This window comes from Sphingomonas sp. A2-49, assembly GCF_025548555.1.
Classification (GTDB): Bacteria; Pseudomonadota; Alphaproteobacteria; order Sphingomonadales; family Sphingomonadaceae; genus Sphingomonas.
In genome coordinates, this window is record NZ_JAJLPA010000001.1 from 268,768 (window position 1) to 287,103 (window position 18,336).

17 protein-coding genes are annotated in these 18,336 nt (G+C 68.5%); 11 read left to right on the forward strand and 6 right to left on the reverse strand.

Translation table 11 applies throughout. The annotated features are described in order from the left end of the window. Window positions 1-65 precede the first annotated feature (65 nt). On the forward strand, window positions 66-812 hold the full coding sequence (locus LPN01_RS01270; RefSeq protein ID WP_262826543.1) for a uracil-DNA glycosylase: 747 nt from the start codon (window positions 66-68) through the stop codon (window positions 810-812). A 17-nt stretch (window positions 813-829) separates the two neighbouring features. Further along, window positions 830-2,680: a lytic transglycosylase domain-containing protein gene (locus tag LPN01_RS01275; protein WP_410482784.1), complete on the forward strand. Its 1,851-nt coding sequence runs from the start codon at window positions 830-832 to the stop codon at window positions 2,678-2,680. 105 nt (window positions 2,681-2,785) lie between these two features. Here the strand turns inward: LPN01_RS01275 and LPN01_RS01280 are convergent, their stop codons facing one another. Continuing rightward, entirely contained in the window at window positions 2,786-3,112 is a 327-nt protein-coding gene (locus LPN01_RS01280) for a hypothetical protein (protein ID WP_262826545.1), read from the reverse strand. A 174-nt stretch (window positions 3,113-3,286) separates the two neighbouring features. On the opposite strand from LPN01_RS01280, the gene LPN01_RS01285 reads away from it, so the two are divergent. Further along, on the forward strand, window positions 3,287-4,879 hold the full coding sequence (locus LPN01_RS01285; RefSeq protein WP_262826546.1) for a long-chain fatty acid--CoA ligase: 1,593 nt from the start codon (window positions 3,287-3,289) through the stop codon (window positions 4,877-4,879). 72 nt (window positions 4,880-4,951) lie between these two features. Continuing rightward, window positions 4,952-6,730: a cation:proton antiporter gene (locus tag LPN01_RS01290; protein WP_262826547.1), complete on the forward strand. Its 1,779-nt coding sequence runs from the start codon at window positions 4,952-4,954 to the stop codon at window positions 6,728-6,730. Here the strand turns inward: LPN01_RS01290 and LPN01_RS01295 are convergent. After that, on the reverse strand, window positions 6,727-7,161 hold the full coding sequence (locus LPN01_RS01295) for a DUF488 family protein (RefSeq protein WP_262827039.1): 435 nt from the start codon (window positions 7,159-7,161) through the stop codon (window positions 6,727-6,729). The two genes, LPN01_RS01290 and LPN01_RS01295, sit on opposite strands and share 4 nt — an antisense overlap. A gap of 67 nt (window positions 7,162-7,228) precedes the next feature. Here LPN01_RS01295 and trmFO point away from each other — a divergent pair, with 67 nt between their 5' ends. After that, window positions 7,229-8,593: a methylenetetrahydrofolate--tRNA-(uracil(54)-C(5))-methyltransferase (FADH(2)-oxidizing) TrmFO gene (gene trmFO / locus LPN01_RS01300; RefSeq protein ID WP_262826548.1), complete on the forward strand. Its 1,365-nt coding sequence runs from the start codon at window positions 7,229-7,231 to the stop codon at window positions 8,591-8,593. Here the strand turns inward: trmFO and LPN01_RS01305 are convergent. Together LPN01_RS01305 and LPN01_RS01310 are read right to left on the reverse strand one after the other, a co-directional pair. After that, window positions 8,529-8,990 (reverse strand): EF-hand domain-containing protein, encoded by a 462-nt coding sequence (locus tag LPN01_RS01305; RefSeq protein WP_262826549.1) that lies wholly within the window; start codon window positions 8,988-8,990, stop codon window positions 8,529-8,531. The genes trmFO and LPN01_RS01305 overlap by 65 nt on opposite strands. Window positions 8,991-9,046: 56 nt before the next feature. Next, window positions 9,047-9,706, reverse strand: coding sequence for a squalene/phytoene synthase family protein (locus LPN01_RS01310; RefSeq protein WP_262826550.1), 660 nt, complete (start codon window positions 9,704-9,706; stop codon window positions 9,047-9,049). A gap of 131 nt (window positions 9,707-9,837) precedes the next feature. Here LPN01_RS01310 and LPN01_RS01315 point away from each other — a divergent pair, with 131 nt between their 5' ends. From LPN01_RS01315 to LPN01_RS01340, 6 genes are all read left to right on the forward strand, one after another. Then, window positions 9,838-11,781: a TadE/TadG family type IV pilus assembly protein gene (locus LPN01_RS01315; protein WP_262826551.1), complete on the forward strand. Its 1,944-nt coding sequence runs from the start codon at window positions 9,838-9,840 to the stop codon at window positions 11,779-11,781. Next, a complete protein-coding gene (locus tag LPN01_RS01320; protein WP_262826552.1) occupies window positions 11,778-12,398 on the forward strand; it encodes a TadE/TadG family type IV pilus assembly protein in 621 nt (206 codons plus the stop codon). Before LPN01_RS01315 ends, LPN01_RS01320 begins: the two co-directional genes overlap by 4 nt. Beyond that, window positions 12,398-13,120, forward strand: a complete 723-nt coding sequence (locus LPN01_RS01325; protein WP_262826553.1) for a TadE/TadG family type IV pilus assembly protein — start codon at window positions 12,398-12,400, stop codon at window positions 13,118-13,120. The genes LPN01_RS01320 and LPN01_RS01325 overlap by 1 nt, the downstream gene beginning before the upstream one ends. A gap of 108 nt (window positions 13,121-13,228) precedes the next feature. Further along, window positions 13,229-13,780 carry a TadE/TadG family type IV pilus assembly protein gene (locus LPN01_RS01330; RefSeq protein ID WP_262826554.1) on the forward strand — a complete coding sequence of 184 codons (552 nt, stop codon included), beginning with the start codon at window positions 13,229-13,231 and terminating at the stop codon, window positions 13,778-13,780. Continuing rightward, window positions 13,777-14,310, forward strand: a complete 534-nt coding sequence (locus tag LPN01_RS01335; RefSeq protein ID WP_262826555.1) for a TadE/TadG family type IV pilus assembly protein — start codon at window positions 13,777-13,779, stop codon at window positions 14,308-14,310. The genes LPN01_RS01330 and LPN01_RS01335 overlap by 4 nt, the downstream gene beginning before the upstream one ends. 24 nt (window positions 14,311-14,334) lie before the next feature. Continuing rightward, window positions 14,335-15,834, forward strand: coding sequence for a vWA domain-containing protein (locus LPN01_RS01340; protein ID WP_262826556.1), 1,500 nt, complete (start codon window positions 14,335-14,337; stop codon window positions 15,832-15,834). 63 nt (window positions 15,835-15,897) lie between these two features. Here the strand turns inward: LPN01_RS01340 and LPN01_RS01345 are convergent, their stop codons facing one another. Both LPN01_RS01345 and pdhA read right to left on the reverse strand, forming a co-directional pair. Continuing rightward, window positions 15,898-17,286, reverse strand: a complete 1,389-nt coding sequence (locus LPN01_RS01345; protein WP_262826557.1) for a pyruvate dehydrogenase complex E1 component subunit beta — start codon at window positions 17,284-17,286, stop codon at window positions 15,898-15,900. A gap of 1 nt (window position 17,287) precedes the next feature. Next, the gene (gene pdhA / locus LPN01_RS01350) at window positions 17,288-18,328 is read right to left on the reverse strand and encodes a pyruvate dehydrogenase (acetyl-transferring) E1 component subunit alpha (RefSeq protein ID WP_262826558.1); all 1,041 of its coding nucleotides are present in this window, start codon (window positions 18,326-18,328) and stop codon (window positions 17,288-17,290) included. Window positions 18,329-18,336 lie beyond the last annotated feature (8 nt).

The following is an 18,336-nucleotide window of genomic DNA, read 5'->3' on the forward strand; positions in this document are numbered from 1 at the left end:
CGTCTCGTCTCCGGACCGCGATCGGGCAAGTTGACGAAAACGTCAACCTACAGAAAAGGGAATGCGTGGGGGCCGATCAGCATCTCGACTGGATGGACAGCGCGGCGAGCGCGCTCGACTGGTGGCAGGAGGCGGGCGTCGACATGCTCGTCGACGATGCGCCGCGAGACTGGCTGAACGCGCCGACTGTTTCGCCGATGGCGGTGGCCGTGGCGCACGCCGCGACCGCCGCCACGCCAGTCCCGCCCGCCGCGGCGACGATGCCCGATGCCCTCGCCGATTTCATCGCGTGGCGGATCGGCGATGCCGTGCCCGAGGTCGAATGGCGCGGCGTATCGATCGCCGCGACCGGCCCGGCCGATGCGGCGATCATGATTTTGGTCGATTGCCCCGACAAGGACGACGGCGAGGCGGGCACGTTGCTGACCGGCGCTCCCGGCGCGCTGTTCGACCGCATGCTCGCCGCGATCGGGCTCGACCGGGGTCGGGTCCACCTCGCCGCGGTGTGTGCGAAGCGGCCGGTGGCGGGGCGGATGCCGCGCGAGGTCGAGGGGCGGCTCGCCGCGATATCGCAGCATCATGTCGGTCTGGTCGCGCCGAAACGGCTGCTGTGCCTCGGCAATGCGGCGAGCCGTGCGATTCTGGGGGCGGAGATGCCGGGGACGCGAGGGTCTTTACACCGGTTTGACCATAAGATGGGGCAGACGGGGGTGGTCGCCAGCTTCCACCCGCGTTTCCTGCTGGAAAAGCCCGCGGCGAAGGCGGAGGCGTGGCGGGACCTGCAATTGCTGATGGGGGGATTGTCCGGGTGATCGCAAAGCATCTGCTGATGGTCGGGGCCGCCGCCGTGCTAGCGAGCGCCGCACCGGCCCTCGCCGACCCGAACGCACCCGCGGGCGCCGCGCCGGCTTTGGCCGATCCCAACGCACCCGCGGGCGACGCCCGGCTCGCCGCCGCGGGCACCGTCGACCGGATTCCCGACCAGCTCGATGCCGGCCAGCGCGACGGCTATCGCGCGGTGTTCCAGGCGATCCGCGACGGCCAGTGGCAGAACGCGCAGATCGGGCTCGACGCGATGAAGCCCGGCCCGCTCCACGCGATCGCCCGCGCCGAGCTGTTCACCGCCAAGGGTTCGCCCCGGGTGGAGCTCGAGCCGCTGGTCGCGCTGCTCAACGAGGCGCCGGAACTGCCCGAAGCCGCCGATCTCGCGCGGATCGCGCGCACGCGCGGCGCGGTGGAACTGCCCCCCCTGCCCCAGGCGCAGCGGCTGATCTGGCAGGACGGTGCGCCCCGCCGGGTCCGCGCGAAAAGCAGCCGGAGCGACGAGATCGCCGCCGACCTCGCGATCCGGATGCAGCCGTTCGTGAAGGCGGACCTCGCGCCCGATGCGCAGGCGCTGCTGGACGCGACGCAGGGCCTGACGCCGGAGGCGCAGACCGAATGGCAGGCGAAGGTCGCGTGGATGTATTTCCTCACCGGCGACGACGCCAATGCGCGCGTCATGGCGACCCGGGCCGGCGACGGCGCGGGCGACTGGGCGGTGCAGGGACGCTGGATGGGCGCACTCGCCGCCTGGCGACAGTCCGATTGCGCCGCCGCCGGAACCGGGTTCGAGGGCGTGGCCGCGCGCGCGAGCGACGTCGACCTGCGTGCCGCGGCGCTCTATTGGGCGGCGCGCGCGGACATGGTGTGCGGACGGCCCGACAAGGTTCAGGCGCGGCTGCGCTCGGCCGCGCAATTCTCGGAGAGCTTCTACGGTCAGCTCTCGCGGCAGGCGCTGCTCATCAAGGACAAGGGACGACCGTCGACGCAGGTCGTCGCGGCGGACTGGGCCCGGCTCGACAAGCGGCCCAACATCCGCGTCGCCGCGGCACTGGCCGAGATCGGCGAAACCGACCTTGCCGATAGCGTCGTGCGCCAGCAGGCCCGGATCGGCGACCCCGCCGAATTCGGCAGCCTCGTCCGCGTGGCCGAGGCGCTGAGCCTGCCCGCCACCACGGTCTGGCTCGCGCACAATTGCCCGCAGGGCGTCGTCGCGACCGCGGAGGCGCGCTACCCCACCCCCAATTGGACCCCGGCGAGCGGATGGCGCGTCGACAGGGCGCTGGTCTATGCCCACACGCTCGAGGAAAGCGGCTTCCGCAACAAGGTGGTCAGCCCCGCCGGCGCCTATGGCCTGATGCAGATCATGCCCGCCGCCGCAACCGACTATTCGCGCGAGCAGGGGTTGAGCCTCGACAAGGCGGCGCTGACCCGGCCGGCGACGAACATGGATATCGGCCAGCGTCATCTCGAGCGGCTGCGCGACATGGCGGGCGTGACCGGCGGGCTGCTGCCGAAGGTCATCGCCGCCTACAATGCCGGCCCGCGTCCGGTCGGCGACTGGAATGCGATCGTGCGGGATGGCGGCGACCCGCTGCTGTACATCGAGAGCATCCCCTATTGGGAGACGCGCGGCTATGTGACGACGGTGCTGCGCAACTATTGGATGTACGAGGCGCAGGCGGGGCGGAAGGCGTCGACCAGCCGGTCGGCGCTGGCACAGGGCCTGTGGCCACGCTTCCCCGGACTGCCCGGAGCCGCCGCGGTGCGGATGAACGCGCGCCCCAATGCGACCGCGACCGCGATCGCGGTCAACGGCCGGGTCTCGCCGCAGTCCACGACCGTCTCGAAGGATTGACGACGGCCGGTCGCGCGTCCGTCGTCCACTCCGTCGAGGGATCGTATGACAGCGGTTCGCCCCGACCTCGCGCGGCAGCCGCCTGCGTGCGGGCCATCGCTTTCGCTATCGTGTGACCGTCAGCACCCCCGTCGAGCCCGGCCCGCGCGGTTGGAGGACGAGGCGGAAGCCGCCGCCGCCGGTTCGCCTGCCGACGACGATCCGCGCGCTCGACGTGGTTTCGTAGCCCGCGCGGCGCGCCGCCGCGGCATAGGCGGCGCTGAACGCCCTCGGCGGCAGCGGGCTCGCGATGCGATAGACGTCCGCCGCGGCACGGCCCTGCGCCCCCGACGCGATATCCATCGCGATCAGCGCCGTTCCGTCCGGCGCTACGATACCACCGATCGTTGGCAGCAGCGCACTTGCGAGCAGCAGCAGGCATGCAGGGATCATCGTCGACTCCGGGGCGGGTGCGTGCGGACATCAGGCTAGGCGCGGCCCCGCCCCGTCGCAATGCCGCCGGCCGGCAATCATTCCTGACACCCGCGGGATTGCCCTTGCTGCTTGGTCGGGTATGGTCGGGGCAATGCCGAGGCGCGACCGGCGCACGGCCGACAGGAGCAGGCGATGCTGGGCGGGATGCAGGATTTCGAACTTCGGGTATCGACGCTGCTCGATCATGCGGCGCGCGAGCACGGCGCGCGCGAGATCGTCACCCGCTGGGCCGACGGAAGCGAGACGCGCAGCGACTGGCGCGGCCTCGCGCACGATGCCCGCCGGCTGGCGCAGGCGCTGGAGCGGATGGGCATCCGTCGCGGCGACCGGGTGGCGACGCTCGCGATGAACCACGGCCATCACCTTGCCGCCTGGTACGGGACGATCGGGATGGGCGGGGTGATCCACACGATCAACCCGCGGCTGTTCGACGACCAGCTCGTCTACATCGCCAACCATGCCGAGGATCGCGTGCTGTTCTACGACCGCGCGTTCCAGCCGATCGTCGACCGGCTGCGCGGCCAGTGGACCAGCATCGAACGCTATGTCGTCATGGACGGCGACGGGCCCGGCACGCTGCACGCGCTGCTGGAAGCCGAGGACGGCGACTATGCCTGGGCCGAAGGATCGGAGCGCGACCCGTGCATGCTCTGCTATACCAGCGGCACGACCGGCCACCCGAAGGGCGTGCTGTACGAACATCGATCCACCCTGCTGCACGCGATGCTGGTCGTGTCGCCGGCGGTGCTGGCGCTGTCGTCCGCCTCGGTATTGCTGCCGGTGGTGCCGCTGTTCCACGCCGCCGCCTGGGGCACGCCGTTCGCGGCGCCGCTCGCCGGGGCGAAGCTGGTCTTTTCGGCGGTGAACGATGCCGCGGTGCTGTGCGGACTGATGAACCGCGAGGGCGTGACGATATCCTCGGGCGTGCCGACCGTCTGGCTGGCGATGTTCGCGCATCTCGACGCCGCCGGCACCGCCCTGCCCCATCTGAGGATGGCGACGATCGGCGGGTCCGCCGCGCCGCGGGCGATGATCGAGCGGCTGATGGACATGGGGGTGGAGGTCAAGCACCTGTGGGGCATGACCGAAACCTCTCCGGTCGCGACCGCGGGCGCGCCGCCGGTCGGCTGGGCCGACTGGCCGAAGGATCGCAAGCTGGATTTCCTGACCAAGCAGGGCCAGATCCCGTTCGGGGTCGAGCTGACGGTGATCGACGATGCCGGCGCGCACCTGCCGCGCGACGGCGCCAGCGCGGGGCGGCTGCACATCCGGGGCCCCTGGGTGGTCAAACGCTATTTCGGGGCGGAGGCGGACGCGATCGACGCGGACGGCTGGTTCGACACCGGCGACGTCGCGGTGATCCACCCCGACGGCACGATGCAGATCACCGACCGGTCGAAGGACGTCATCAAGTCGGGCGGCGAATGGATCAGCTCGGTCGAGCTGGAGAATGCGGCGGTCGGCTGCCCCGGCGTCGCGGAGGCCGCGGCGATCGGCATCGCGCACCCGCGCTGGGACGAGCGGCCACTGCTCGTCGTCGTGCGCAAGCCCGACAGCGACGTCGACGAAGGCGCGATCGTGGCGCATCTGTCGGGTGTGGTCGCGAAATGGTGGCTGCCCGATGCGGTGGTGTTCGTCGACAGCCTGCCGCACACCGCCACCGGTAAGCTGCTCAAGACCGCGCTGCGCGAACAGTTCAGGGACTATCGGCTGGTCGCGGCCTGACCGTAGCGTCGATCCTGCACGAGAGGGCGATCAAGGGCTGACATTTCGCCGCCCTCCCCTACAGTCGCGGTCATGGCGATCGGACTGGACAATGCGGGCTTCAGCGACACGCTGGTGATCCTGGGGGCGGCGGGGCTCGTGATCCCCGCCTTCGCGCGGTTCCGCGTCAGCCCGGTGATCGGCTTCATCCTCGTCGGCATGCTCGTCGGCCCGTTCGGGCTGGGGCAGCTGACCGACCGGGCGCCGTGGCTCTATTACCTGACCATATCCAACCCGCATTCGATCGAGCCGTTCGCCGAGTTCGGCATCATCCTGCTGCTGTTCTCGATCGGCCTGGAACTGTCGTTCAAGCGGTTGTGGGCGATGCGCGCGCAGGTGTTCGGCACCGGGCCCGCGGAGCTGATCGGATCGGCGGCGCTGATCGCCATCGCGGTCCACCTGCTCGGGCAGGACTGGGCGGGGGCCGCCGGCCTCGGCTTCGCGCTCGCTTTGTCGTCGACCGCGCTGGTGCTGCCGCTGGTCGGCACCACCAGCCCGGTCGGGCGCGGCGCGTTCGCGATGCTGCTGTTCGAGGATCTGGCGCTGGTGCCGATCATCTTCGCGCTCGGTGCGATGGCGCCGACCGCCAGCGACGAAGGCTGGGTCGGCATCGCCGGCGTCGCGCTGCGCGGCGCGGCGACGGTGGTCGTGATGTATCTCGGCGGCCGCCTCGTCCTGCCGCGCCTGTTCGCGCAGGCGGCGCGCACCAAGAGCCCGGAGCTGTTCCTCGCCGCCTCGCTGCTGGTGGTGATCGTCGCGAGCGTCGCGACCACCGCGGCGGGCCTGTCGCCCATCGTCGGCGCGCTGCTCGCCGGACTGCTGATCGCCGAAACCGAATATCATACCGAGGTCGAAGTGATGACCGCGCCGTTCAAGGGGCTGGCGCTGGGCGTGTTCCTCATCACCGTCGGCATGAGCGTCAATCTGGCGGAGGTGCTGGCCAACTGGTCGTCGCTGCTGGTGGCGGTGGTAGCGGTCGTCGGGGTAAAGGCGATCGTCACCTTCCTGCTGCTGCGCGTCGCGCAGACCGGGCGTGGCACGGCGGCCGAAACCGGGCTGCTGATGGGCAGCCCGTCGGAAACGACGCTGATCGTGCTGGCGACCGCCGCGCAGGCGCAGCTGATCCTGCCGTCCACCGCCGCCTTCTGGCAGACGGTGACCGCGATCGGGCTGACCATCACGCCGCTGCTGGCAAAGGCGGGCAACCTGCTGTCGCGCGGGATCGAGCGGCGTTCGGTCGACGACGACCCTCCCGTCGCGGTGGACGGCGCCGGGCCGGGCGCCGTAGTGATCGGCTTCGGCCGCGTCGGACAGATGGTCGCGGACCTGCTCGCGGTCCACGGCCAGCGCTACCTCGCGGTCGAGGCGGACGTCGACACCGTCGCCGCCGCGCGGCGCGACGGCTATCCGGTGCTGTTCGGCGACATCGCCCGTGCCGAACTGGTCGACCGGCTCGATCTTGCCCATGCGCGCGCGTTGATCCTGACGATGGACGACCCCGTGCTCACCGTGCGGCTGGCGCGGCGGATGCGCGCGCTGGCGCCGGCGCTGCCGATCATCGCGCGCGCCCGCGATCCCGGCCACGCGGCGGAGCTGTACCGCGCCGGGGTGACCGACGCGGTGCCGGAAACGCTCGAGAGCTCGCTGCAATTGTCCGAGGCGGTGCTGGTGGACCTGGGCGTCGCGATGGGTCCGGTGATCGCGTCGATCCACGAGAAGCGCGACGCGCTGCGCCGCTCGATCCGCGCCGAGGCGGAGCTGGACCGCGAACCGCGGATCCGGCGCGTCCGGCGGCTGCGCGACGCGGTCTAGGCGTACAGATCGACGACCGTGGCCCCCTCGCCCACCGCGTCGAGCAGCAGCGTGCGGTGGCAATGCGCGGGGTCGCGCTCGTAACAGAGCAACGCGCTCGGCCGTTCCGCGGCAAGGTCGAGCATGATCGCCGCGGCGGCCTGCGCCTCCGGCAACGCGAGCTGCTCGTCGTACACCGCCTCCAGCGTCGCGACGTCGCCCTTCTTGGCGGCGTCGCGCCCCCGCTTCGGCGTGCCGAGCGACTTCAGGTGGACGTAGTCGATGCCGACCTCCGCCAGCTGCGCGGCGAGCGAGGACTTGGAAAAGCCCGGCCGGCGCGACAGCGGGAGCGCGCGCACGTCGATCACGCGCGCCACGCCGGCGGTTCGCAGGGCGGCGAGGAAATCGGCCATCGTCGTGGCCTCGTAACCGATGGTATAGATCGTCGTCATGCCGTCCCGAACGCACCAGCGCGGCGGTGCGTTGCCCGCGGCGGCGGCGGCGCCTAATGCCGACGCCATGACCCATGACATCCATATCGTCGGCGGCGGCCTCGCCGGATCGGAAGCCGCGTGGCAGCTGGCGGAGGCGGGGTTCCGCGTTCGCCTGTCCGAAATGCGCGGCTCGGGCGAGCGCACGCCCGCGCACCAGACCGACCACCTCGCCGAACTCGTGTGTTCGAACAGCTTCCGGTCGGACGATGCCGAATCGAACGCCGTCGGCCTCTTGCACCAGGAAATGCGCGCGCTCGGCTCGCTCATCATGCGCCAGGCGGACGCGCACCGCGTCCCCGCCGGGTCGGCGCTGGCGGTCGATCGCGACGGCTATTCCGCCGGCGTCACCGCCGCGCTGGCCGACCACCCCAACGTGACGCTGGTGCGCGAACGCGTCGATACGCTGCCCGACGGGCCCGCGATCCTCGCCACCGGGCCGCTGACCGCGCCCGCGCTGGCCACGGCGATCGGCGGTGCGACCGGCGCGGAGGCGCTCGCCTTCTTCGACGCGCTCGCCCCGATCGTCCATTTCGACACGATCGACATGGACATCGCGTGGAAGGCCTCGCGCTGGGACAAGGGCGAGGCGGACTATATCAACTGCCCGATGACGAAGGACGAATATCTCGCCTTCCACGCCGGCCTGATCGCCGGCGAAAAGACCGAATTCAAGGAATGGGAAAAGGACACGCCCTATTTCGAGGGGTGCATGCCGATCGAGGTGATGGCGGGGCGCGGGATCGACACGCTGCGCTACGGGCCGATGAAGCCCGTCGGCCTCGACGATCCGCGCACCGGCCGCTGGCCCTATGCCGTGGTGCAGCTGCGCCAGGACAATGCGCAGGGCACGCTGTGGAACATCGTCGGCTTCCAGACCAAGCTGAAGCACGCCGAGCAGGTGCGGCTGTTCCGCACCATCCCCGCCCTGCGCGATGCGGAGTTCGCGCGGCTGGGCGGGCTGCATCGCAACACCTTCATCCGCGCGCCCGAGTTGCTCGATTCGACGCTGCGGCTCAGGACCCGGCCCAACCTGCGCTTCGCCGGCCAGATCACCGGCTGCGAAGGCTATATCGAGAGCGCGGCGGTCGGGCTGATGGCGGGCCGCTTCGCCGCGGCGGAGCTGTCCGGCGCGACGCTGGCGCCGCCGCCGGTCGAAACGGCGCTCGGCGCGCTGCTCAACCACATCACCGGTGCCGCGGTCGCGGAGACGTACCAGCCGATGAACGTCAACTTCGGCCTGATGCCGCCGATCGAGGGGCGGACGAAGAAGGCGGATCGCAAGCGCATGTATACCGATCGCGCGCGCACCGCCTTCGCCGCGTGGGTCAGCCCTCCTCCGCCGGCGGCCGATCGGGCGGGCATTTCGTACGGGATGCCGGCTTCCGCTTGACCGCGGTGGTGGCGAATTCGGCGGCATCCATCGACCCCGACCTGTCGCGGTCGGCGGCGGCGAACTTGGTCGTCGCCTTCACCGCCCATTCGTCGAAATCGAGCCGCCCGTCGCCGTTGACGTCGAGCTTGGCGAACGCCTTGCGCCGCGCGGCGAGATATTCGTCGCGCGTCACCGCGCCGTCGCGGTCCTTGTCGTAGCGGCCGAAGCGGCGCGCCTCCCGCGTCGCCGGCGCCGCCTCGGGCACGGGATCGTCGGGCGTGCCCGCGCTGGCAGCCGCCTGACGCAAGGGTGCCGGAGGAAGCGGCGACGAGGGCCGCGCCGCGCCGCCCGACATCATCACCCCCGCGGCTACCGCCGCCAGTAACGCCCCACCCCCCGCCAGATATCGCCACATCGCCCTGCCCTCCCGTACAAGTCGACGCTAGCGATCCTATCGATCAGGGCAAGAGTTCAGCGACCGTCGATCCGAAATCGCGTCGTCCGGAGTGCATTGGCAAACGGCGAACCGCCGCGATCGTCGAGGTACGACACCAGGCTCAACAGCCCGATCACCCGCAACGGGCGTGGCCAACGCTTTGAGAAGGCTTGCGACCACTGCGCCCGTGCCAGCGCGGCAGCATCCGCCGCGGCGCGTTCGACGGACAGATGCCCCGCCAGATCCGCGAACGCCCAGCCGCGCCCCGCCGGCGCGAGCAGCGGCGAATCGGTGCCGAGCACACGGCCGAGCAGCACGAACAGGCCCGCCCCCCGCGATTCGGCGTGTCGCATCAGCGCCGCATCGTCGAGCGTGTCGGCGGCGATCAGCGCCTCCCACCCGTCGATCAGCGCGGCCAGTGCATCGCCGCGGATGCCGGCGGGCACCAGATGCGCCTGCACCGCCTGCAACAGCGGTTCGGCGGGTGCGTCGGCACCGTCGAGCCGGCCCAGGGCGTCATGCCACCAGGCGAGCCGCATCTGGCCGATCATCGGCTCCCGCGCCGCCCGGACGATCGCCGCGAGCCGCAGGTCGAGCGCGAACAGCGTGTGCAGCGCGTCGCGGGCAACGGCGGGCGCGGTGGCGACGACGAGCGCGCGATCGGCGGGCAGCGCATCGGGGTTCGGATCGGTCATGCGCGGGACGCTTGCCCCGTGCCGGTCCGCCGGACAAGCGCCCCGCCGCAGCGGCGTGGCCGCCAGCATGGATACGAATTGTTGAGATATAATGGGTTACGGCGATTTTGAACTCATCGGACGGGGCAGGCGTGACACATTCACACGGGATGACAGCGGGCAGGACGCCGACGCCGTGCTTCCTGACGCGACTGATGCGGGCGACCGGCGGCAATACGCTGGCGATGCTCGCCGCCTTCCTGATTCCGCTGTCGGCGCTGACCGGATCGGCGGTCGACATCGGCCGGCTGTACATGGTCAAGGTGCGATTGCAGCAGGCGTGCGACGCGGGCGCGCTCGCCGGCCGCAAGTTCATGATCGACAGCACCGCCACCACGCTCGACACGAACGCCGCTGCGCAGGCCAAGCTGTTCTTCGCCAACAATTTCCCAAGCGCGATGATGGGGACGCCCGCCTATACCACGGCCAACGTTCCGTTCACGCCGACCAAGACCGCCGACAATCAGGTCGCGGGTACCGCCACCACCCAGGTGCCGATGACGGTGATGAAGATGTTCGGCCAGCCGGTCCGGTCGATCACCGTCACCTGCGAAGCGCGTTTCGACATCGCCGACACCGACGTGATGTTCGTGCTCGACACGACCGGATCGATGACCTGCGCGCCGCAGGAAACCGGCGGCTGCACGATGACGAGCGAAACCTACACGCGCCCCGACGGGACCAAGGGGTACAGCTACACGGAGAAGTCGACCTCCAAGATCGTCGCGCTCCGCGGCGCGGTCATGGACTTCTACGACACCGTCGCGTCCAACGCCGATCCGTCGACGCACCTGCGCTATGGTGTCGTCACCTATACCTCGACGGTGAACGCCGGCGCCGCGGTGCCGACGCAATACATGCTCAACACCGACTGGACCTACCAGACGCGTCGCGCGGTCGGCGACCAGAACTACGGGGCGACGACGACGACGACCTACAACAACATCACGCAGGCGGCGTGCAACGGCTACGTCAACCGCACGCCGGCGCTGTTCACCAACAAATATGGCGCGACCGCCTATACGTACGACACGACGGGCGTGGCGCAATGGAAGCTGGTCGACAGCTGGACCGCGAACAGTGGCAACCCCAGCAAGGGTACATGCGTCATCCGAAACCAGCCTGTGGTGCCGCTGTGGCGCTACACGCAATGGCCGGCCGATATCTCCGGCTACGTCGCCAGCATCTCCAACGGCACCGGCGTGCCGGATCCCAGCAAATACAACGGATCGCTCAACATCTGGCAGGGGTGTCTTGAGGAGCGTCAGACGACGGCCAGCACGACGTTCGACGTCAACAACCTGCCGCCGGACCTCGATCCCGACCTGATCCCGAACAGCGACGCCACCAAGTGGAAGCCGATGTGGCCGGAGCAGACGTACGACCGGTCGGGAACCGACACCTATGACATCAGCGAGGAACTGTTCCCGCCCCGCTACGGCAACAACAATTACTACAATTACTTCGTCAACACCGGCGGCGACGTCGGGCGGTTGCAGGGCGGCTTCGTCAGCTGCGGCAAGCCGGTGCAGCGGCTTGCGACGCTGACCCGCTCGCAACTGTCGAACTACGTCAATGCGGTCGATTTCCGCGCTATCGGCGGCACCTATCACGATACGGGGATGATCTGGGGCACGCGGATGCTGTCGCCCAACGGCATCTTCGCGGCGGATACCGCGCCGTGGCCGGGCCGCCAGTCGGTCAACCGCAGCATCGTGTTCATGACCGACGGCGACATGGCGCCCAATGCGGACATCTATGGCATGTACGGGCTCGAACGCTACGACAAGCGCGTGTCGGCGGGCGATTTCACTTCGCTGACCGATCGCCACAATGCCCGCTTCCTCGCCGAATGCGCCGCCGCGAAGGCACGCAAGATCACGGTCTACGTCATCGGGTTCGGCCAGACGCTGACGCCGCAGCTGACGCAATGCGCCTCGCCCGGCCAGGCCTATTATGCCGGCGACAGCGCCGCGCTGAAGGCGGCGTTCGTCAAGATCGCCAACCAGGTCGCATTGCTGCGGGTGTCGAAATGATCCGCGCGCTGCGGCGGCTTCGCCGGGACCGGCGCGGCGTGACGATCGTCGAGTTCGCGCTGGTGATCCCGGTCATGTCGCTGATGATGATGGGCCTCGGCGACCTGTTGTACCAGATGTACGCCAAGGAGCTGCTGACCGGCGCGCTGCAAAAGGCCGCGCGCGATTCGGCGATCCAGGGCGGCTCCGATCAGGCCGCGACGATCGACGGCAAGGTGCTCGCGATGGTCAGCAACATCATGCGCCAGCCGACCCCGTCGTGCGTCGCCTCGCCCGCCGCCGGGACCTATTGCACGTCGCGCCTCAGCTACGCGACCTTCGCCGCGGTCGGCCCCGAGCGCTTCGACGACAACAACGGCAACAACCAGCGCGATCCGGGCGAATGCTACACCGACGTCAACGGCAACGGCCAGTGGGATGCGGAACCGGGCAACGTCGGCCAGGGCGGTGCCAACGACGTGACGTTGTACAGCATGACGATCACCTATGCGCGGCTGTTCCCGGTCGCCCGGTTGCTGGGCGCCAGCCCCAACCAGACCATCGCCGTCCAGACGCTGCTCAAGAACCAGCCCTATGCGACGCAGGCGGCGCCGACGGCAACGCGGCTGTGCAACTGATGCCCGGCCCCGCCCGGCGCACCGTCGCGCTGCTCCGTCGGCTGGGTGCGGATCGCAGCGGCCTCGCGCTGCTCGAATTCGCCTTCGCCGGCCCGCTGGTTCTCGCGCTCGGGCTCTACGGGGTCGAGATGGGCAACCAGGCGCTGACCCACATGCGCGTCAGCCAGATCGCGCTGTCGATCGCGGACAATGCGTCGCGGATGGGCGCGTTGCAGTCGGGCAATATCGAACAGATGCGCGAAGGCGACATGAACGACGTGCTGCAGGCGGCGCGACTCCAGGGTGCCGGGATCAAGCTCGGCACCTATGGCCGCATTATCATCTCCAGCCTGGAAAACGTCCAGCAGAGCTACGATCTGGTTCCGGTCCAGCGGATCCACTGGCAACGCTGCATGGGCCTCAAGAGCGCGACCGGCTATCCGTCGAGCTACGGCACGACCACCACCACCGCCGGCACGACCGCTACGGTCAGCGATGCGGGAACGACCGCGCTGCTGGGCATGGGCGATACCGGGCGCAAGGTCAGCGCGCCGTCGGGATCGGGGCTGATCTTCGTCGAGGTCAATTACGAATATCAGCCGATCGTCAGCGGATGGTTGGCGAAGCCGTTCCGCATGCATTACGTCGCCTCCATGATCGTGCGCAACAACCGCGATTTCAAACAGATATACAATCCGTTGAATTCGGCGACGCCGTCCACCTGCAACCTGTACGCGGCCTGATCGGTCCGCCGTCCGCAGCGGCGCCTTAGCGCGGAACCCGTCCGGACCGCCTGACCATTTCTGACATTAACCGGCCGTAAACGGATCGGACCGCATGTTAGGTCCATTATGATCCCGAATCCCCGCATCATGCCCCGGTTGCCGACGCACGACGCGCTGGCATCCGACCGCCGTGGTTCGGCGATCGTGCAGTTCGCGATCATCTCGATCCCGTTCTTCGCGCTCATCATCGCTGTCTTTCAGATCACCACGACCTTCCTCGCCCAGCTGGCGTTGGAAACGGCCGGGGACAAAGCGGTACGACAGTTGCTGACCGGCGAGGGGCAGCAGGCGGGAACGAGCCAGGAGCAATTCCAGACCCTCGTCTGTTCGAAGCTGCCCGGCTTGATGACCTGCCGGAATGTCTACATCGACGTGCGCAACGCGAGTTCGTTCGCTGCCGCAAGCACGGCGAGGCTGCCCTTCACCGTGGGAGCCGACGGCCGGCCTATCCAGACGCTGTCCTTTGCCCCTGCCCCGCCGGGGCAGATCACGATCGCGCGCGTCATGTACGTCTGGTCGGTGCAGGCCGGCCCCCTGGGACTCGACCTTGCCAATCTGGGCAGCAACCGTCGGCTGTTGACGGCGACTTCGGTCTTCAAGACGGAGCCGTACGCATGACCGGCCCGTCGGGGATGGCAGCGTTCCATCGCGATCAACGCGGCGCCGCGCTGATCGAGTTCGCCTTCCTGCTCCCGTTCCTCGCCTTGCTCTTCGTCGGCGGGTACCAGATCAGCGACGCCGTCTTCGTCCACCGGAAGGTGACGATGACGGCGCGGACGCTGGCCGACGTCACCAGCCAATATACCACGGTGAGCACCAGCGATCTGGATACGATCCTCGGCTCCGCACAACAGGTTCTTTCGCCCTACGCGATGGCCAACGCCGAGATGGTCGTCAGCCAGGTGGTGATCGACGCCAGCGGCAATGCGACGGTGGCCTGGAGCCGTGGCCTGAACGTGGCCGCGCGTGCGCCGGGGTCGAGCTTCTATGTGCCCTCGGCGTACCGCCAGAATGGTGCGACGGTCATCGTCGCCGACGTGACGTACCGGTACAGGCCGACCTTCGCCTCGTCGTATATCGGACCGCTCGCGCTCACCGAGCAAGTGACGATGTACCCGCGCAAATCCTCCTCCATCACGAAGACCTGAGCCATGCGCGTCTGCACACTCACGTTGAGCCGGGCCCTGACGCGTGCGGCCGAGGCGATGCGGCTCCGGCTGCGGCGCGCGCTGGCCGACCGGCGCGGCAACGTGATGATGATCATGGCATTTGCCCTTATTCCCATGACGTTTGCCACCGGCATGGCGGTGGATTATTCCCGAGCGGCACGTCTTCAGACCAAATTGAACGCCGCCGCCGATGCCGCATCGCTGGCCGCGGTCACGAAACCGATGCTCGACCAGCCCTTGCAGGCGGCCTGCAACATCGCGCGCCAGACGTTCCTCAACGCCGTCCAGCAGAGGAGTGGCGGCCTGACCCTTTCCCCGGCCGACGTCATCATCACCGTTGCCGAGGCCTATGGTACGGCGACCACCACCACCACGGCGTGTGCGTCGTCGCTCGTGCCCGTACCGTCGAGCTTCACCAAGCCGACGAGCCGGATCGTAACCGTTACCTATACCGGACAGTCGCGCAACGCCTTTGCCGGCGTGCTCGGCAAGGCGACGATCGCGATCGGGGGCAGCGCGAAGGTCCGCGCCGGACTGGGCGGCTATTACCAGATCGTATTCCTCGTCGACGTCTCGAACTCGATGGCGATCGGCGGCACGCCTGCCGCGATCGCAGGACTGGGCGGGGAACGCACGATCCAGTGCGCCTTCGCCTGTCACGATCCCAATGGGCTGATCGCGGTCGGCGCGAGCAGCTATTGCAACGCCAATCCTCTCGACGCGAATTGCCGCCGCCAGGGGTCATGGTATTGCCCGTCGGGGGTCGCGTGCAATTGGCTCGCCAACTCGCCGGTCTATTCGGATCGTCGCGGGCTGGCCAAATTGTACGGGTACAAGCTCAAGATCGACTATATCCGGGACGCACTGAACAGTTTCATGGCCAAGCTCCAGCCGACGATGGATGCCAAGCCGATGAACTACAGCGTCGGGCTATACACGTTCGGGAGCACCTTCGCGCAGCTGCAACCCCTGACCAACAGCTCGCCCGCCATCCAGAGGGCGATCAACACCGTCGATATCGAGGTCGCGTCGCGTTACCTGCCCGCCTATGCCAACCAGGGCTGGACGTTCACCAGCGCCGGGCTGCAAAGCACCCTCGATTCCCTGACCAATATCGGCGACGGCAGCGCGCCGGACCGCCGCAAGACCTACGTCATCCTGTTGAGCGACGGCGTCGAGGACGATGTCGGCCAGCTGATGTACAACCGCGGCACCTATTACAACTATCTGCAGAAATGCCAGGCGATCAAGAACGCCAACGTGACGCTCTTCTCGATCGAGGCGAGCTATCCCGCGATCACCGACGACACCGACGGCCAATATACGACGCTGGTCGGCAATCTGCCGTCGCGCAACAACGGCATGACGATTCAGCAGGCGATGCAGCAATGCGCCTCGTCACCGGACCGTTTCTTTTCGGCCGACGACGGCCCCGGGATCCAGACTGCGGTGGATCACGTCTTCACGTCGATCAACGTCGACACGACCCGCCTGACCCACTGACGCGGGGGGGCGTGATCGTCGGGGGCGGACGTGGCCGGGACCGGCCGCGTCCACCCCCGGCGGTTACAGCACCTTGCGGACGGTCGCGACGATCTTCGCGGCGTCGATCAGCGCCTTTTTCTCGAGGTTCGCCGCATAGGGCAGCGGCACGTCCTCGTTGGTGACGCGCAGCACCGGCGCGTCGAGGTCGTCGAACCCCTCCTCCATCACGATCGCGGTGATCTCCGATGCGATCGAACAGGTCGGCCAGCCCTCTTCGACCACGACGAGGCGGTTGGTCTTGGCGAGGCTCTTCAGCACCGTGTCCTTGTCGAGCGGGCGCAGCGTGCGCAGGTCGATGACCTCCGCCTCGACGCCTTCGCCCGCCAGCTGCTCGGCGGCTTCCAGCGCCAGGCCGACGCCGATCGAATAGCTGACCAGCGTGACGTGGCTGCCCTCGCGCATGATCCGCGCCTTGCCGATCGGCAGGACATGGTCGTCGAGCCTGGGCACGTCGAACGAGCGGCCGTACATCAGCTCGTTTTCGAGGAACACGACCGGGTCTTCCGACCGGATCGCCGCCTTCAGCAGGCCCTTGGCATCGGCCGCGTCATAGGGCGCGATCACGATCAGGCCGGGGACGGATGCGTACCACGGACCGTAGTTCTGGCTGTGCTGCGCGCCGACGCGGCTGGCGGCGCCGTTGGGGCCGCGGAACACGATCGGGCAGCGCATCTGGCCGCCGGACATGTAGTTGGTCTTGGCCGCCGAATTGATGATGTGGTCGATCGCCTGCATGGCGAAGTTGAACGTCATGAATTCGATGATCGGCCGCAGCCCGCCCATCGCCGCGCCCGTGCCGACGCCGGCGAAGCCATATTCGGTGATCGGCGTGTCGATGACGCGGCGGTCGCCGAATTCGTCGAGCAGCCCCTGCGTGACCTTGTACGCGCCCTGATATTGCGCGACCTCCTCGCCCATCACGAAGACGCGCTCGTCGCGGCGCATTTCCTCCGCCATCGCATCGCGCAGCGCCTCGCGCACCGTGGTCTTCACCATCTCGGTGCCCTCGGGGATCGCGGGGTCGGACTTGCCCTTCTTCTCGGCGGAGGCGACGAGCTGCGCGGTGCCGGTTTCGGGCGCCTTGGGCGCTTCCGCCGGAGATTCCGCCTTCTGGTCGGACGGCGTCTCGGTGGCGGCGGGTGTGGGCGATGGCGTGGCGGTGTCCTCGCCCTCGCCCGCCAGCGTCGCGATGACGGTGCCGACCTTCACGTTGTCGGTGCCCTCGGCGATCAGGATCTTGAGGATCGTGCCCTCGTCGACCGCCTCGAACTCCATCGTCGCCTTGTCCGTTTCGATCTCGGCCATGATGTCGCCGGACCTGACGGTGTCGCCCTCCTTCACCAGCCACTTGGCGAGCGTGCCTTCCTCCATCGTGGGGGAGAGCGCGGGCATCTTGATCTCGATTCCCATCTCAGTACGTCTCCACCAGCACGTCGGTATACAGCTCGGCCGCATCGGGCTCGGGCGTGCTTTCGGCGAAATCGGCGGCTTCGTTCACGGTCTTGCGGATCTCTTGTTCGATGGTCTTGAGGTCGGCCTCGGTCACGCCCTGCGCTTCCAGCAGCTTCTTGACGTGCTCGATGGGATCGGACTTGTCGCGGACCCCCTGCACCTCCTCGCGGCTGCGATACTTGGCGGGGTCGGACATCGAATGGCCGCGATAGCGATAGGTCTTCATCTCGAGGATGACCGGCCCCTTGCCGGCGCGGACCCAGGCGAGCGCCTCCTCGGCGGCACCGCGACAGGCGAGCACGTCCATGCCGTCGACCTGGATGCCGGGGATGCGGAAGCTCTCGCCGCGGCGATACAGCTGGTCCTCGGCCGAGGCGCGGTTGACGCTGGTGCCCATGGCGTACTGGTTGTTCTCGATCACGAAGATGATCGGAAGCTTCCACAGCTCAGCCATGTTAAAGCTCTCGTACACCTGGCCCTGGTTGGCCGCGCCGTCGCCGAAATAGGCGAGGCAGACGCCACCGTCGTTGCTGTACTTGTGACCGAAGGCGAGGCCGGTGCCGAGGCTGACCTGCGCGCCGACGATGCCGTGGCCGCCGTAGAACTTATGCTCGGTCGAGAACATGTGCATCGACCCGCCCTTGCCGCGGCTGATGCCGGCGGCACGGCCGGTCAGTTCGGCCATAATGACCTTGGGATCGATGCCATAGGCGAGCATGTGGCCATGGTCGCGGTAGCCGGTGATGACCGAATCCTTGTCGCCGTCGAGCGCCGACTGGAGGCCGACCGCCACCGCTTCCTGTCCGATGTACAGGTGACAGAAGCCGCCGATGAAGCCGAGGCCGTAGAGCTGGCCCGCCTTTTCCTCGAACCGGCGGATCAGCAGCATGTGCTTGTAGAAGTCGAGCAGCTGCTCCTTCGAGGCTTCGAACGGTTTGGGATCGGCGGGACGCTCGCGGTTGGTGAGCGGTACGGCGGGAGGAGCAGGCGATTTGGCCACGTATTACC